The organism is Sphingomonas panaciterrae, from assembly GCF_036890205.1.
Taxonomy (GTDB): Bacteria; Pseudomonadota; Alphaproteobacteria; order Sphingomonadales; family Sphingomonadaceae; genus Sphingomonas; species Sphingomonas panaciterrae.
Map to the genome: position 1 here is coordinate 1 of NZ_JAKNQR010000012.1, position 14971 is coordinate 14971.

Sequence of the window (14971 nt, forward strand, 5' to 3'; positions counted from 1 at the left end):
AGCTGCCCAGAAGCTGCCCGTCGTCGTGGTTGACCAGGATGACAGCGCCCTCAGTCGAGCGATGATCGTCGACCTGGACGCCACGCGCGCCATCCGGGTTGCCGAGGTCGTCCCTAACGTGACCACGGCCAGGCAGATCATGCGAACCGGCAAGGCTGACGGGATCATCCTCATCTCCGATGATCTGGAGCGTCAGCTTCGCACCGGAACGCCCGGCTCCGGCGTCGCCGTGTGGGTCAATGCAACCTACCTCCTGCGCGCCAGCACCATCGGCGAAGCAGTAACGGCTGTCATCCAGAACATCGCCACGTCACGGCTGATCTCCGGGACCCAACTCAGTCGCAGCGGGCTGCCCGTCGCGGTCACCACCGAACCGTTGTTCAATCGGACAGGTGGTTACAAGGGCTATGTCTTTCCGGCGGTGGCGGTGATCATCGTGCAACAAACGCTGCTCTTCGGCGCCGCTACCTTCATGGGCGGACGACGCCGCTCGGGCGCATGGCGGATGGGTGTCGCGGAGTTCTGGGGAACGCTGGCGGCGTTCACGTCGGTGGGCATCCTGGGATGCTATTTCCTGTTCGGGTTCATCTTCTGGCTCCAGGCTGTGCCCGTCGATGGCAACATTGCCGGCATGATGGTGATGGTCCCTCTCTTCGCCACGGCGGTTGCTGCCCTGGGGCTGCTCGTCGGTAGCGTGTTCGATTGCGCCGAACGGGCGACCTACATCCTGGCACCGACCTCGGTGCCGTTCTTCTTCCTTACCGGGACCGCCTATCCGCTCGATCAGATGCCGCGCTTCATCGCCGCTCTCTCTCACTTGATCCCGTCCACCGCCGGCGTCCACACGTTCGTCCCGTTGAACCAGATGCATGCGAGCCTGGGCGAGGTCACGATCCCGGCCCTGACCCTTGCAAGCCTCGCCATCGGCTATGCCATGCTAGCGTATTCACGCCTCGTCGGCTTCGGCGCGAGGGTCGGGACGTCTGGCGCCAATGCTTGACGGGAGGGCATGATGGCCGATCGACCGCTGCGGCCAGCGTCTCCACAGTTCTTCACGACTACGGCGGCGCGCGGCTACCATATCCGGGCAGCCACTGCTCGTGTCGAGAGCACTGGAAAGCCAAGGGCCGCATCTCGGCCTGGGGAACCTCAGATAGAGGGCGCTGACGGCCTACCTGTCGGCTCTCAGCTACAAAACGATAGATGTGATGCAGCGGCCAGCACGATGTTGGATTGTTGGAACCGCTCTCCCGTTCCACAACCCCCGAACGGTACAGTCGGCGCGAGAGTAGTCTTTCAACAGGTTCCGGGCAGTTATGACACCAATTTGGTCCGTCCCGACAGAAAACTGTCAGTATTATGAAGCTTGAAGGATCGGCGCGGGCCTTGTCCAGGCTTTGGAAGCAGATGATACGGATGCGCCCTGGCAGCTTCTTCGACCGGATCGTTGTCTGGTCATTCAATCGCCCGCTTCGGGCCCCGGCTCAATACCTGCTCGGCGCTGTGGCGATCATCAGTGTTGGCGTGGCACGCATCCTGTTCGTACCCGACACGCTGCCGTGGCTCCCATTTATTCCGGCGACGATTGCTATTGCCCTGATCCTCGGCAAGTGTCCGGGATTGTTCGCGGCTATTCTGTCGGCGACTACCGGCCTCGTCTCACTAGGATCCGTAACGGACTCGACCTGGGTGCCTCGCCAGCAGTGAGTTGCCGCCTCATTATTCCTGGTCGTTATGATCGGGCTCGTCATGCTGACGGCCGAGTTGCGCGACTCCCTGCGCCGGGGACATCGACTTAACGAGGAGTTGGTCGAGCGCGAGCGGCAAGCTGTGGAGCGGGAAAGCTTCCTGTCGGGCGTGCTGGCCAGTTCTACCGATTGCATCACGGTGCTTGACCCTGACGGGTGCTTGACCTTCATGAGCCAAGGCGGCCAGCGCGTTATGGAGGTGAGCGACTTCAACGCCATCGCCGGCTGTCGCTGGACGGATTTCTGGCACGATGCCGACAACGCGGACGCGGTCGCCGCGATCGGGGCAGCGCGCCGCGGCGAGACACGCAGCTTCATCGGCCGGTCCGGCACCCTGAAGGGCACGATGAGGTGGTGGCACGTCGCGGTTAGCCCTATCCCCGGCCCCAACGGACTTCCAGACCGCATCCTCGCAGTCTCGCGCGATATTCCCGACGCGCGAGAAAGCGAGGAGGAGCGTGACCGCTTCGTGCGGCTGGCCGAGAACAGTCCTGATTTCGTCGGTATGGCGCACGTGGATGGAAGCGTGTTTTACATCAACGACGCAGGACGTCGCCTTGTCGGATTGGAAGATGCTGACATAACCCGGCTCGCCATTTCCGACCTCGTCCCACCCGATCAGGTTGAGACTGTCACGAGCGAAGCGCTGCCGGCGGTCGCCTGCGACGGCCATTGGGCGGGAGAACTGTGCTTCCGTCATTTCGAGACGGGCGAACTGATTCCAGTCCTCTACTCGGTTTTCCCGCTCCTTGGCGCGAAAGGCGAGCTGAGCGGCTACGGCACTGTAACGCACGACTATCGCCAAATGAAGCGGAACGAGAATGACCTTCGCTTCCTGAACGGCGAACTGGCACACCGCCTCAAGAACGTGCTGGCCGTTGTTCAATCGATCGCTCAGCAAACGCTCCGCAACTCACCCGATACTGCAGTCGCTTCGGCTAGGCTCGGGGCGCGGCTGGTAGCGCTCGGCTCTGCCACGGACGTGCTCACCAGCGCCTCGTGGCGATCGGCCGACCTGCGCGAGCTGGCGACGCGCGCACTCGCACCCCACGGCGCGATTGGCGAGCGCATCCTGATCGATGGTCCCCCCCCGTCATGCTCAAGCCGGAGGTCACGGTGGCGTTCGCACTGGCGCTGCACGAATTGGCGACGAACGCCGTCAAATACGGTGCACTTGAAATAAAGCCCATTTTCTGCGGCTCAGAGAAAAGCCGGTGAGCGCTTCCTACTCGCGAGCGGGCGGGTGAACGCGGTTAATGCTTCCTTGGCGATCGGGGTGCGAGAAGCGCGCCCGGGCGGTCTCCGGCGATCGCCGGCAGAAACGGGCGCGGGCAGGAACGGGAATGATGGGGGCCAGGCACAGCGCGCCGCACAGGCAGGCATCGCGCATGGCCATGCTGGCGTGCGCGGCGCTGTTCATGTTCGTCGACCGGCGCACCGCCCCGATCATCCTGTGGGATGAATCGCGCCTCGCGATCAACGCGCTGGAAATGGCGGAACGCGGCTGGAGCCTTTCCACCACCTACGGCTTCGTACCCGACCTGTGGAACACCAAGCCGCCGTTGATGATCTGGCTGATGACCGCGTCCATCCACGCGTTCGGCCCTTCGGAGCTTGCCTTGCGCCTGCCGTCGATGATCGCGGCGCTGGGGACGCTGGCGATCGTGTTCGCCTTCACCCGGCGCGTCACCCGCTCCCTGCCGGCTGCGGCCTTTGCGCTGGTGCTGCTGGCGATCAGCGTCGGCTTCTATGGCGAGCATGGGGCGCGCACGGCCGATTACGATGCGCTGTTGTGCTTCTTCACGACCGCCTATCTGGCGCTGTTCCACCGCGCCGTGCACCGGCGCCGCCCCGGCTGGCCGCTGCTGCTGCTCGCCTTTGCCGCGGTGGTGGCGGCCGCCATGACCAAGACGGTGGCGGCGATAGTGTCGGGCATGGGCGTGGCGCTGTATCTGTTGATTGCCGGGCGGCTCGGCCGGGTGCTGGCGAACCCGCGCTATGCCGTGCTGATGATGCTGGCGCTGGTGCCGCTCGCCGTTTTCTACCTGGCACGCGAGGCGGGCGGGCCGGGCTATCTTTCCGCGGTATGGTTCAACGATTTCGCCGGGCGGGTCCGCAACGACCTCGATCCGCTGGATACCCGGCCCTGGTATCACCTGGAAACGGTGTTCCTGTATCCCATGCTCAGCGCCGGGCCGCTCGCGCTGCTCGCGCCCCTCGCGCTGAAGCGCGCGCGCGGGCCGCGCCGTCAGGCGTAGCTGTTCGCCTTGTGCTGCGTGGCGGCGAAGCTGGCCGTGGTGTCGCTGCCGGCGACCAAGCTGCCGCAATATATGGCACCGGCGCTGCCGTGGCTCGCCATCGCCTGCGCGATCGCGGCGAAGGAATGGCTGCCGGGATTTCTAGGCTATGTCGATGGCGCCGCGGCTGCCGCTCGTGCGCTGCTGCTGGCGATGGTGAGCGTGGTGGTCGCCTTTACCGGCGCGCGAACGATCACGATCCGCTACGATCTGCTACTGGAACGCGCCTGGCACCCGCAGGGGCATTACGGCCCGCTGTTCGCCGCGCTGCACGATCGCGGCACGCGCCGGGTGACCGTGGTGGATCCGGGCTTTCCGGTCGACCGCATCGCCGATGATCATCCGCAGCTGCGCTTCTACATGACGCTGTGGCAGCAGCGCGGGATGACGATCGACCGGCGTGGCGCGATCCGCGGTGACGACAGGGCGGCGGTGTTGGCGAGCTGCGATCCGGATGTCGCGGCGGCGCTGCTGGCGCGCGTTGGCGAGCGGGTCGCGGGGACGGCGTGCGTGGTGACGGGGCGCTGAGCGCGGGCACGCACTGGTGCGGGGATGGATTTTTCGGCGGAGAGCGCGCAGGAGGCGCGGAAATTACCATCCGCTCACAGCCGCCGCCTGTGCCATGCGGCCGATCAGCATCACGCCCGTCAGGGCTCATGACAAAGAGTATGACATGACCGTCATTGAAAAGAGCGTCTGGCCGCAGTTCTCCGAAGAAGAAGCATTGGCCGTGGCGGATATCGTCCGGTCTAACCGGGTGAATTACTGGACCGGCCAGGTCGGTCGCGCCTTCGAACAGGAGTTCGCCGACTGGACGGGCACCGCCCATGCAGTGGCGCTCGCCAATGGCACGCTGGCGCTCGATGTCGCACTGAAGGCGCTGGGGATCGGGCCCGGCGACGAGGTGATCGTCACCCCGCGCACCTTTATCGCCTCCATTTCCTGTGTGGTGAACGCGGGCGCGGTGCCGGTCTTCGCCGACGTCGATCGTGAAAGCGGCAATATCAGCCCGGCCACGATCGCCCTATGCATCACCGATCGTACTCGTGCCGTAATCCCGGTCCACTTGGCAGGTTGGCCGTGCGACATGGACGGGATCATGGCACTCGCGGCCCAGCACGATCTGGCGGTGATCGAGGATTGTGCGCAAGCGCATGGTGCGATGGTTGGTGACCGAAGCGTCGGCAGCATCGGGCATGTCGGCGCTTGGTCGTTCTGCCAGGACAAGATCATGACCACCGGGGGCGAGGGCGGCATGGTCACCACCAACAACAAGGCGCTGTGGTCGGCAATGTGGTCGTTCAAGGACCATGGCAAGAGCTGGGACGCCGTCTACGAGCGCGAACACGCGCCCGGCTATCGCTGGGTGCATGAAAGCTTCGGCACAAACTGGCGTATGCTGGAGGTGCAGGCCGCGATCGGCCGAATTCAGTTGAACCGCATCACGGACTGGACCCGGCGCCGCACCGAGATCGCGATGCGCCTTTCCGATGCGCTGGCACGCCATCCGGGCGCCGTGCGTGTTCCCGTGCCCACGGCGGGCCTGCGCCATGCGTATTACCGCCTGTACGGCTATGTCCGTCCCGAAGGGCTCGCCGGCGACTGGTCACGCGATCGGATAGTCGCCGCGCTGAACGAAGCGGGCGTGCAGGTGCTGCACGGCACCTGTTCCGAGGTCTACCTGGAAAAGGCGTTCGACGGCACGTCCTATCGCCCGGAAACGCGCCTGCCAAACGCGCGCGAACTGGGCGAGAGCAGCCTCATGTTCCTGACCCATCCGACCATGACCGATGCGGAGATCGACCGCGCCGTCGCGGCGATCGACCAGGTGCTGGGCGCCGCGGCGCGCTGATGCAGTAACGGTTCGATGGCGGCAGCGCCCGGCGCGCAACCCGCTGTCGAACCGTGATCCGACGCGGGTGGCCTAGTCCAGGGCGGTTTTCAACCGATGTGACTCGCCCTCAAGCCGTTCATGTCGAGCGAAGGCGGAACACCGTATGACGCAAATGCGGCATGTCCCTCGACGTTGCTCGGGACAAACGGATCAAGACGGTCGGAAACCGCGCTAGCTGCCGGATCGGGGCTGGTTGCCGGTGAAGGGGCTCATTGTCACCTCCCCTTCGCCGGAGATCCCGTCTCGGATCAACACCTTGCGGACCGTCATCCACAGAATGCGCAGGTCAAGCGCAAAGGTGCGATTGTCGACATACCAGGTGTCGAGCGCGAACTTGCTGGTCCAGTCCAGCGAATTGCGCCCGTTGACCTGCGCCCAGCCCGTCAGCCCGGGACGAACGAGATGCCGGCGCGCCTGCTCCTGGGAATAGAGCGGGAGATATTGCATCAGCAGCGGACGCGGGCCGACCAGGCTCATGTCGCCGCGGATCACGTTCAGCAGCCCGGGCAGCTCATCGAGGCTGGTCGAGCGCAGCAGCTGGCCGAAGCGGGTAAGGCGCATATGATCCGGCAGCGGACGGCCCTGCTCGTCCTGCGCGTCCAGCATGGTGCGGAATTTGAACATGGTGAACGGCCGGCCGTGCAGGCCCGGACGCACCTGTTTGAAAAGAACGGGACGGCCCAGTTTGGTGGCGACCAGCAGCGCCACGACGATCAGCACCGGGCTGAACACGGCCAGGGCGGCCGAGGCCGCGACCAGATCAAAAGCGCGCTTCACGCCCATACCTTCCAACGTCCATTCATAACGGGGCCGGATAAAGGCCGGACGCCGGCCGGAAAAGCCCTGTTGCGCCGCCTGTCAGCGGCGTGTCGACCGGGTCGGGCGACGCACCTGCTCGCCCGCCGCGACATAGGGTGCCGTGACGCTGGCGGACGGGCGATAACCACGTTCAAGCCGGTTATTGATCCTGGACTGGATACGGTTTTCAATACGGTTGCCAACGCGCGCCATCGGCTTGATCCCAGCATCCCGCGCGAGCTGATCCGTGCTTTGCCGCTGGCCTTCCACCACCGAATCGGCGGGACGTGTGGCGGCCGGCGGCGGTGTTTCCGCTTGCGGATCCGGTAGACGGTCCTGCGCCGCGGCGGGCACTGCGAACATCAGCGCGAAAGGAAATGCTACAAGGCGCATCGGTCTGGCATCCATCGAGCGGGCGCCGGCAAACCGCCAGCGCGTAACGAAAATAGCGACCGCACGCGAGAAATGCGATGCACAAGGCTGGGCAAGAGGCTGGTCAGGGGCGCGCCGATGCGGGGCGCAGGCGGATTTGCGTCACCTGCCCGGCGACGCCGCCCATCTGTTCGGACGGGCGCACCACCAGCGCCAGCGCCTGGATCGGGCAGGCCGACGGCACACGAACCGTTCCCGCGAACCGGCCGCCTGCGCGGTTCACCTCGACCCGCCCCAGCTCGGGCCCGCTGGCGCAGGACAGCACCCAATAAGGCGGCGGCGCATCGGCCTGTTCGAGACTGGCCATGCCTTCGATCACGTAATCGCCCGGCGGCAGAACCTGTATCTGGCGCAGCACCGGCCCGCCGGTGCCCGGCGATGTGGCGAAATCGAACCGTCCGCCCCCGTCCGACGCCTCCAGCGTAGTGGTCAAATTGGGATCGTCCGCCAGGATCCAGTCGAACCGCGCCGGCGCGTCGCGATGCATGGTGAAGCGCGGATCGCGCGAAGCGTTGCGCGCGACGCCAGGGTGAAGCGCAGCATAGTAGCGCCAGGCGGCATCCGCGTCACCGCGCGTCAGCAACGCATCGACAACGCGCGCGCTTGCCGACGCGGGCACCGCAATGCCTGCACGGCGCATACCATTCAGAAGCGCGACCGTCGCCTGGGGATCGGGGCTGACGGCTGCGGCGTGAATGACGAAATCGCCACCCCAAGGCGGTCGCTTCGCCAGCGTCCGCACCAGTTCCTGCCGGACGGAGGGCTCAACAATGGCCCCCGCCAGAACAGGGAACAGGATGTCCGGTGCCTCCCGCGATGTGCGCAGCGCCAGATCATATTGCGTGAGCGCACCCGGGATGTCGCCGCGCGCGACGGCATCCTCGATACCCCATAATTGCGTCTGCAGGTCACGCCGGGTCAGTTTCTGCGCATAGCCGAATGCCCGGCGCGCCGCACCCGTGTCGCCACGGATCTGCGCGTTCAATCCCAGCGAAGATAGCGCGGGAACCGCAACCGCATCGCGCCGCAGCGCGGCGCGGGCCAGCGCATCGGCGCGCGCGCGATCCTGCGCGGTCGCCTCCGCACCCGACAGATGGCTCGAAAACGCCGCAGCGAGCCGTGCGTCGCCGGGCGCCAGCTGATGTGCCCGGTCGGGCGCCGTGCTGCGCAGCGCGTTTGCCAGCGAATGGCTGGTGGCACCATAGCCGAGCCAGGCGGCGCCCACCGCCAGCAGCGCGCGCACGCCCCATTCCCGGGGCGACCGGCGCGCCAATCTAGATACGACGCCGGTGCGGGCCATCACCCGTTCACGACTTTGCCTTGGCCGCGCGCTCGCGCCCGTAGCCATAGCCATAATCATAGCCGTAGCCGAGATGCGCCTTGCGCGCCTCGAACTTGGTGAGGACGCCGCCCAGCACATGGGCGTTGGCGCTCGCCAGGCGGCCCAGCGCGGTTTTCACCATGGTTGCCCGAATGCCATGCGATTCCACGGTGAAGATGACGCCTTCGACCCGGCTCGCGATCAGCGGCGCATCGGCCAGACCCATCACCGGCGGGGAATCGATCACCACATGGTCATAGTTTTCCAGCAACCGCTCGACCAGCAGCGCGAAGCGGTTCCCGGTCAGCAGTTCGGCGGCATTGGGCGGAATGGGCCCGGCCGACATGGCATCGAAGCCCAGATCGCGCATCTGGAACAGGAGCGGCTCGATCGCATCCTGACCGCTCAGGAAATTGCTGAGCCCGCGGTCGTGATCCACGCCGCCCAGGAAGTGAACCGATGGCGAGCGCATGTCGCCATCGACCAGGATCACCTTGCGCTTTGCGCGCGCCAGGGTGGTGGCGATCGCCAGCGCGGTGGTGGACTTGCCTTCGGCCGGCCGGGTCGACGTAACCGACAGCGAGCGCGGCACGCCATGCTCGGTCGTGAAGGCCAGATTGGTCTGCACGGCCAGATAGGCATCGACCAGATCGGATTTCCGGTCGAGCAGCGCCTCGCGCGGCTCCACGCCCTCCACCTTGGGCACCGATCCCAGCAGCGGCAGCCCCAGCCGCCGCTCCACTTCCGCCGGATCCGCAATCGCCTCGTCGATCTGCTCGAGCAGGAAGGCGATGCCCGCGCCCAGGATCGTGCCGGCCAGCAGCGCGATCAGGAGGTTGAGCGCCAGCCGCGGGCTGGACGGGCCCTGCGGCACATCGGCGGGGTCCACCACCGAAATGTTGTTCACCCCGACTCCGCCGGCGACCCCGATCTCCTTGAAACGCTGCAGCAGGCCTTCGTACAGGGTGCGGTTGGTATCCACTTCCTGCTGGTAGATATTATACTGGATCGAGCGCCGGCGCAGGTCGAGATAGCTCGCCTTCAACTGGTCCACCTGGCTCTGCAAGCCACGCTCGCGCTCGACCGCGCTGTTATAGTCGGCCCGGATCGATCCCGAAACCCGCCGCTCCTCGTTGGCGATGCTGCGGTCGATCTGGTCGATCTGCGATTTAAGCTGGCGCGCCGCGGGGTATTCCGGCTCGAACTGCGTCATCAGCTCCTGATATTCGCCCGCCAGTTCGGCGCGCCGCTGACGCAGGCCGTTGATCGCGCCGTTGCGCAATGCCTCGGTCGAGGCGCCCGACCCGCCGGTTTCGCGATAGCGCGCTTCGGCCGCAATGCGATCGGCCGTCGCCTGGGACAGGGCGCTGTTCAGCGACGCCAGATTATCGGCGACGATCGATCGTTCGGCGGTGGTGTTCTCCCCCGCTCCCTGCGCCGGCAGGTTGATGATGCGCTGCTGCGAGGCATAGCCGACGAGCTGGCGTTGCGATTCATCCAGGCGCTGCTTCTGCTGGGCAAGCTGCTGCTGAAGCAGGTTGCGACCATAAGACGTTGCCTGAACCTTGCGCTCCAGATTGGTCTGGATGAAGTTTTCCGCCCAGGCATTGGCGATCCGGGCGGAAAGGTCGGGATCCGGGCTGGTGAAGCGGATCTCGACCAGTCGCGACATCCGGGTCGGCTCCACGCCCAGATTGCCCAGCAGGATTTCACCCGCGATCCGCTGGCGCGCGGCTCTGCCCGAAGCCGGGTAGCGGCCGTTCGCCAGTTGCAGCGCAGGCGCGCTATCGTCCACGCCGAACAGGTTGAAGAACTTCTGGTCGTCCACCAGCCGCAATTGCGTGGCCACGCGCTCCGCCAGCGAGCGGGATTTCAGCAGGCCATATTGCGTCTGGTAGAATTCCTGGTCCGCCGTGCCTTCCTTGCGCTCCACGCCCTCGAAATTGGTAACCTGTCCTGACTCACGCGACACCTCGATGGTGGCGGCGGCCGTGTACCGCGGCGTCATCAGGAGTGTCACGATCAGCGCGATCAGCAGCGATGCCACGATCACGCCCAGGATCACGTAGCGCCAGCGTAGGGCAATGCGCAGATACTGCCGCACCAGCGGCATCTCTTCGGCCGCGGGCGCACGCAGCAAAGGCTTCTGGCCGGCCGGCAGAGTCGAAGTCATGTCGTTCATGCCGGGCCTTTACTGCAGGATCGCGATCAGCGGCGCCACAAGCAGCGGAGAGGCCGATATGATGTCGCGGAACAGACGGCGCTGTGGCGAATCGCCAACGATGATTACGTCATTCGCGTAGATCGCCGGATCGGGATAGGCACCCCGCCGGATCGCCGCAACATCGTACAGGCCGGCCATCCGCCGATCGCCCACCGTGCGCAGGATCACCACTTCTTCCTGACGGGCAAACTCGGACATGCCGCGCGCCGATGCGATGATGCGCATCAGCGTCATCTGGTTGGTGACGGGATACAGGCCCGGATCGTTCACCTGACCATCGATCGTCGCCACCTGGCTGACCGAGTTCTTGATGTTGACGATCACTTCCGGGTTGCGAACGTAACGCTGGCGAAGCGCCGTCTCGATCGCGTCAGCCAGTTCGGCCGCAGTACGGCCGCGTGCGTCGATGGTGCCCGCCAGCGGCATGGCGATGCGACCGCTGGCATCGACCTGCATTTCGCGGCTGAGCGCGGACACATTGAACACGTCGACCTGGATCGTGTCGAGTGGGCCAATCAGCGCGGGCCGATCCCCGGCAGTCAGATCGCCCCGGTCGGGCGGCGGCAGCACGCCGTTGGTATCGACCACCGTGAGCTGTTCGGTCGATGTCGGCGGTTGCGGAGTGGCGCACCCGGCCAGCAACGTCGCGACAAGAAAAATGGTACAAAGTCGTCGCATACGCTACAGCTTATCCAGCTCAATCAAGAAGCATGCACCTATAGGTAGGTGCCTTAATTGCGTAAAGTGGCCGCTCCGCGGGGTGAGTAGTCGCTGAGCCAGCATGCCGCGATCACCAGCACGGCCATGATCATCGGCGTTCGCACCGGATAGTCGAACAGGCTTGCCACCAGCATCAGCCCCAGGATCACGGATCCGAGCCGGGGGAGCATCGCACCGTCCGTACCACGCCATGCGCGAAAGCTCGCAATGCCCCACCACCCGATCACCGCCACAAGCAGCAGCATGCCCGGCAGGCCGGCATCCAGCGCGACCTCCAGCAGATCGTTGTGCGCATGGTTGAAATAGGTCAGCTTGAGCAGGCTCTCGGGCTCGTGGATCCGGAAGACGGGATCAAAGCCACCCAGCCCCGAACCCGCCGGAAAATAGGTGCGGATCATTTCCAGCACGGTCGGCAATGCGCGACTGCGCATGTCCTGCGCCTCTCCACCCACGAGGATGCGGTTGATCGACATCGCCCGATCCGCGGCAACCGCGACCAGTACCGCGACCGCGATCGCCCCGACGACGGCAGCGCCAAGCGCGGGCAGCACCCAGCGCGGATAGCGGCGCAGTTCGCGACGCACGTCCTTCCAGACCAGCACCGACGCGGCCGCAAGCGCCAGGCCGCCCAACAGCAGGCCCGCCCGCGAGCCGGTGGCCAGGATCATCAGGACGAACAACAGCACCATGCCAAGCGCAGCCATCATCCGCCACTGCAATCCATGCGCGCGGCGAACCGCCCAGGCCGGCGCGAGGACGCAACCGATCGCCAGGAACAATGCCAGATGGTTGCGGTTCGCAAAGGATGCGCTGATCTGCCCCACCGTGTCGTTGATCAGCGGGTTGTTGAACCGCGACCCCGAAAACTGGAGCAGCCCCAGCAGGGTCGACGCGACGATCAGGCCGAGCAGGATCGCGGGAAGCCAGCGGCGCTCCGCCTCGCGCATCGCGGCGAGCAGCACCAACATCGCGATCGGCACCACCAGCGACGCCGCGGCATTGACCGTGGCATCGGGCACGATTGACAGAGGCCGCCACGGCTGCCCCCCGCCGGCGATGGTGGCCGCTTCGCTCAGCAGCGCGCGGCCGGGCAGCATCTGCCACGTCGCGGGCGGCAACGGCACCAGTTGCGCCAGCGCCAGCGCCAGCGCCAGCGCGAGAAACAATGCCACCGGCCGATATCCGGCGAGTGAGGGGCGAGGGGCGAACAGCGCAACAACGCACAGCGTCACCCAGGCCGCACCACGCACAACCGCTTGGCCCAGCACGTCCGGGCGCGAGGCGCCGCCCGCGACCCACAGCATAATCAGGAACAATGCCGAAAGAACGAGAGTGAGGCTCAGCCCCTCGGGCAACGACGGGCCTGCCCGACGTGTCGGAAACGAACCGTGCCGGATCATGAGGCAACCGCCTCCGGAGCGGGAGATCGCGCTTCCGCCCGCGCCATTGCCACCCAATCCACGATGTCGCTGGTGGGGGTGAATTCCACCACATTGGCCTGCAGCAGTTCGCGGGCACCCGGCACGTCGCCGACCGCGATCATCTCGGAAAGCCGGGCGAGCTGTTCGCGAATCCGGGTCCATGGCAGGCTGTGTTCGGTGGCCTGCATGATGCGCGGATGCGCCGTGGGCATGGGATTGTTCCCGATCAGCAGTTCCTCGTACAATTTCTCGCCAGGCCGCAGGCCAACCGTTCGGATCTCAATATCGCCGTCGGGGCGGCTGGCGTCGCGCACGGTTAGGCCGGACAGGCGAACCATGTTGCAGGCCAGATCGTAAATCCGCACCGGATCGCCCATGTCCAGCACGAACACCTCGCCCCCCTGCGCCATGGCGCCGGCCTGCAGCACCAGTTGCACCGCTTCGGGAATGGTCATGAAATAGCGGGTGATATCGGGATGGGTGATCGTGACCGGGCCACCCTTCCTGATCTGGCGGGTGAACAGCGGCACCACGGAGCCGCTGGAACCGAGCACGTTGCCGAAGCGCACCATCGAGAAACAGGTGCGCTGCGCCGCTTCCGTCTGGCTCAGGCCCTGCAGCACCAGCTCGGCCAGCCGCTTGGACGCGCCCATGGTGTTGGTCGGGCGCACCGCCTTGTCGGTGCTGATCAGGACGAAATCGCGCACGTCGTGACGCGCCGCCAACTCGGCGATTACCGCCGTGCCGATCACGTTGTTGCGCAATCCTTCCAGCGGATTGTGCTCCACCAGCGGCACATGCTTGTAGGCGGCGGCATGGAAAATCATGTGCGGCTGCCACGTGCCCAGGATGCTGTCCATGCGCGGCGCATCGGTGACCGACGCCAGCAGCGGCACCAGCATGTTGTGGCCGGCGGCCTGCAATTCGTTGTGAATGGCATAAAGCGCAAATTCGCTGCGCTCGACCAGAAGAAGCCGGCGCGGCTTCATGGCGGCGATCTGCCGGCACAGCTCGCTGCCGATCGATCCGCCCGCCCCCGTCACCAGAATGACGTTGCCAGCGACATGCTCATGCAGGGCGCTGTCGTCATAGGGAACGGGCGCGCGCTGCAGCAGATCGTTGATCGTCACCTCGCGCAGATCGCTGGCCTGAAACGTGCCATGCGCCAGATCCATCAGCCCCGGCAGGATGCGCACGCGCAGCCCCATGTCCTTCAAGCGATCGATGATCTCCATGCGCCGCGCACGCCGCGCCGTGGGAATGGCGAGCAGAACGTCGGTGACGCCTTGTTCTTCGACCAGCGCATTGAGATCATGCGGTCCATAGACCCGCAGTCGCCGGATACGGCTGTTGTGCAGCGAACGATCGTCGTCAACGAAGCCGACGATCCGCATCTCGTCGCTGATCGCCATCGCCTCGGCGATCTGCCGGCCGGTGGACCCGGCGCCGTAGATCAGCGCGCGCGCCTTGCCATGCGCGGCGCGGATGCCGCGATATTGTTGCCCGAGCAGCAAACCACCTGCNCCCGGCGCCGTAGATCAGCGCGCGCGCCTTGCCATGCGCGGCGCGGATGCCGCGATATTGTTGCCCGAGCAGCAAACCACCTGCGGCACGCGAGCCGGCAACGGCGATAAACAGCAACGCCGGCTGCATCAGGCCCACCGTGCGCGGGATCAGGTCGAACCCGTACGCAGTGATCAGCGCCGCATAGCCCAGCGCATACACGGCACAGGCGATCGCACAGGATACGATCGCGTCCGAACCGGCATGACGAAAGACGATCCGGTACAGGCCGAATGCTGCGAATATCGGAATGGCGAGCGCGACAGACAGGCCCACCGCCAGCATGGGACGACCGTTCAGCGGCACCCATTCGCTGAGGCGGAGATAATAAGCGATCCAGACAGTGAGCGCACAAAGCGCAACATCGACACCGATGGCGATTGCGCGTTTCAGTGGACGCGGCAAAGCCAGCAGCGGGTTGGCAATCATTTTCAACGTTCTGCTCCGCGCACCCGGCCATCTAGCCCGCAAGAGGTCGTCCTTATCGCCAAACCCGAATCCGCAAAAGAGCGTCGCCAGCCATGCACGGCCGCGATCGCGCACGCGGGCTGGC

At 65.7% G+C, this 14971-nt stretch carries 13 protein-coding genes; 6 read left to right on the forward strand and 7 right to left on the reverse strand.

The annotated features are described in order from the left end of the window. The 6 genes from L8F96_RS16830 to L8F96_RS16855 all read left to right on the forward strand — a co-directional run. On the forward strand, window positions 1-1000 hold a 1000-nt coding region (locus L8F96_RS16830; RefSeq protein ID WP_334656750.1), incomplete at its 5' end, for an ABC transporter permease. Window positions 1001-1359: 359 nt separating this feature from the next. Next, window positions 1360-1707 carry a hypothetical protein gene (locus L8F96_RS16835; protein WP_334656751.1) on the forward strand — a complete coding sequence of 116 codons (348 nt, stop codon included), beginning with the start codon at window positions 1360-1362 and terminating at the stop codon, window positions 1705-1707. A gap of 42 nt (window positions 1708-1749) precedes the next feature. Further along, window positions 1750-2931 (forward strand): HWE histidine kinase domain-containing protein, encoded by a 1182-nt coding sequence (locus L8F96_RS16840; protein ID WP_334656752.1) that lies wholly within the window; start codon window positions 1750-1752, stop codon window positions 2929-2931. A 205-nt stretch (window positions 2932-3136) separates the two neighbouring features. Continuing rightward, window positions 3137-4006 (forward strand): ArnT family glycosyltransferase, encoded by an 870-nt coding sequence (locus L8F96_RS16845; RefSeq protein WP_334656753.1) that lies wholly within the window; start codon window positions 3137-3139, stop codon window positions 4004-4006. Window positions 4007-4024: 18 nt separating this feature from the next. Continuing rightward, the gene (locus tag L8F96_RS16850; protein ID WP_334656754.1) at window positions 4025-4573 is read left to right on the forward strand and encodes a hypothetical protein; all 549 of its coding nucleotides are present in this window, start codon (window positions 4025-4027) and stop codon (window positions 4571-4573) included. Window positions 4574-4718: 145 nt separating this feature from the next. After that, entirely contained in the window at window positions 4719-5897 is a 1179-nt protein-coding gene (locus L8F96_RS16855; RefSeq protein ID WP_334656755.1) for a DegT/DnrJ/EryC1/StrS family aminotransferase, read from the forward strand. A 213-nt stretch (window positions 5898-6110) separates the two neighbouring features. Here the strand turns inward: L8F96_RS16855 and L8F96_RS16860 are convergent, their stop codons facing one another. The 7 genes from L8F96_RS16860 to L8F96_RS16890 all read right to left on the reverse strand — a co-directional run bounded on the left by L8F96_RS16860 (window position 6111) and on the right by L8F96_RS16890 (window position 14369). Further along, complete coding sequence (locus L8F96_RS16860) at window positions 6111-6716, reverse strand: sugar transferase (protein WP_334656756.1); 606 nt, start codon at window positions 6714-6716, stop codon at window positions 6111-6113. A gap of 81 nt (window positions 6717-6797) precedes the next feature. After that, on the reverse strand, window positions 6798-7145 hold the full coding sequence (locus L8F96_RS16865; protein ID WP_334656757.1) for a hypothetical protein: 348 nt from the start codon (window positions 7143-7145) through the stop codon (window positions 6798-6800). 88 nt (window positions 7146-7233) lie between these two features. Further along, window positions 7234-8469 carry a hypothetical protein gene (locus tag L8F96_RS16870; protein ID WP_334656758.1) on the reverse strand — a complete coding sequence of 412 codons (1236 nt, stop codon included), beginning with the start codon at window positions 8467-8469 and terminating at the stop codon, window positions 7234-7236. A 7-nt stretch (window positions 8470-8476) separates the two neighbouring features. Then, a complete protein-coding gene (locus L8F96_RS16875) occupies window positions 8477-10672 on the reverse strand; it encodes a GumC family protein (RefSeq protein WP_334656759.1) in 2196 nt (731 codons plus the stop codon). Between the two features lie 9 nt (window positions 10673-10681). Further along, window positions 10682-11302, reverse strand: coding sequence for a polysaccharide biosynthesis/export family protein (locus L8F96_RS16880; RefSeq protein WP_334656760.1), 621 nt, complete (start codon window positions 11300-11302; stop codon window positions 10682-10684). A 143-nt stretch (window positions 11303-11445) separates the two neighbouring features. Further along, entirely contained in the window at window positions 11446-12834 is a 1389-nt protein-coding gene (locus tag L8F96_RS16885; protein ID WP_334656761.1) for an O-antigen ligase family protein, read from the reverse strand. Continuing rightward, window positions 12831-14369: a polysaccharide biosynthesis protein gene (locus tag L8F96_RS16890; RefSeq protein WP_465250265.1), complete on the reverse strand. Its 1539-nt coding sequence runs from the start codon at window positions 14367-14369 to the stop codon at window positions 12831-12833. Before L8F96_RS16890 ends, L8F96_RS16885 begins: the two co-directional genes overlap by 4 nt. Window positions 14370-14971: the final 602 nt, after the last annotated feature.

What these genes read in the sequence shown, in the direction of transcription:
- L8F96_RS16855 (WP_334656755.1), top strand. Translation starts at nt 4,719, where the DNA reads ATGACCGTCATTGAAAAGAGCGTCTGGCCGCAGTTCTCCGAAGAAGAA.
- L8F96_RS16870 (WP_334656758.1), bottom strand. Translation starts at nt 8,469, where the DNA reads ATGGCCCGCACCGGCGTCGTATCTAGATTGGCGCGCCGGTCGCCCCGG.
- L8F96_RS16835 (WP_334656751.1), top strand. Translation starts at nt 1,360, where the DNA reads ATGAAGCTTGAAGGATCGGCGCGGGCCTTGTCCAGGCTTTGGAAGCAG.
- L8F96_RS16845 (WP_334656753.1), top strand. Translation starts at nt 3,137, where the DNA reads ATGGCCATGCTGGCGTGCGCGGCGCTGTTCATGTTCGTCGACCGGCGC.
- L8F96_RS16885 (WP_334656761.1), bottom strand. Translation starts at nt 12,834, where the DNA reads ATGATCCGGCACGGTTCGTTTCCGACACGTCGGGCAGGCCCGTCGTTG.
- L8F96_RS16865 (WP_334656757.1), bottom strand. Translation starts at nt 7,145, where the DNA reads ATGGATGCCAGACCGATGCGCCTTGTAGCATTTCCTTTCGCGCTGATG.
- L8F96_RS16875 (WP_334656759.1), bottom strand. Translation starts at nt 10,672, where the DNA reads ATGAACGACATGACTTCGACTCTGCCGGCCGGCCAGAAGCCTTTGCTG.
- L8F96_RS16840 (WP_334656752.1), top strand. Translation starts at nt 1,750, where the DNA reads ATGCTGACGGCCGAGTTGCGCGACTCCCTGCGCCGGGGACATCGACTT.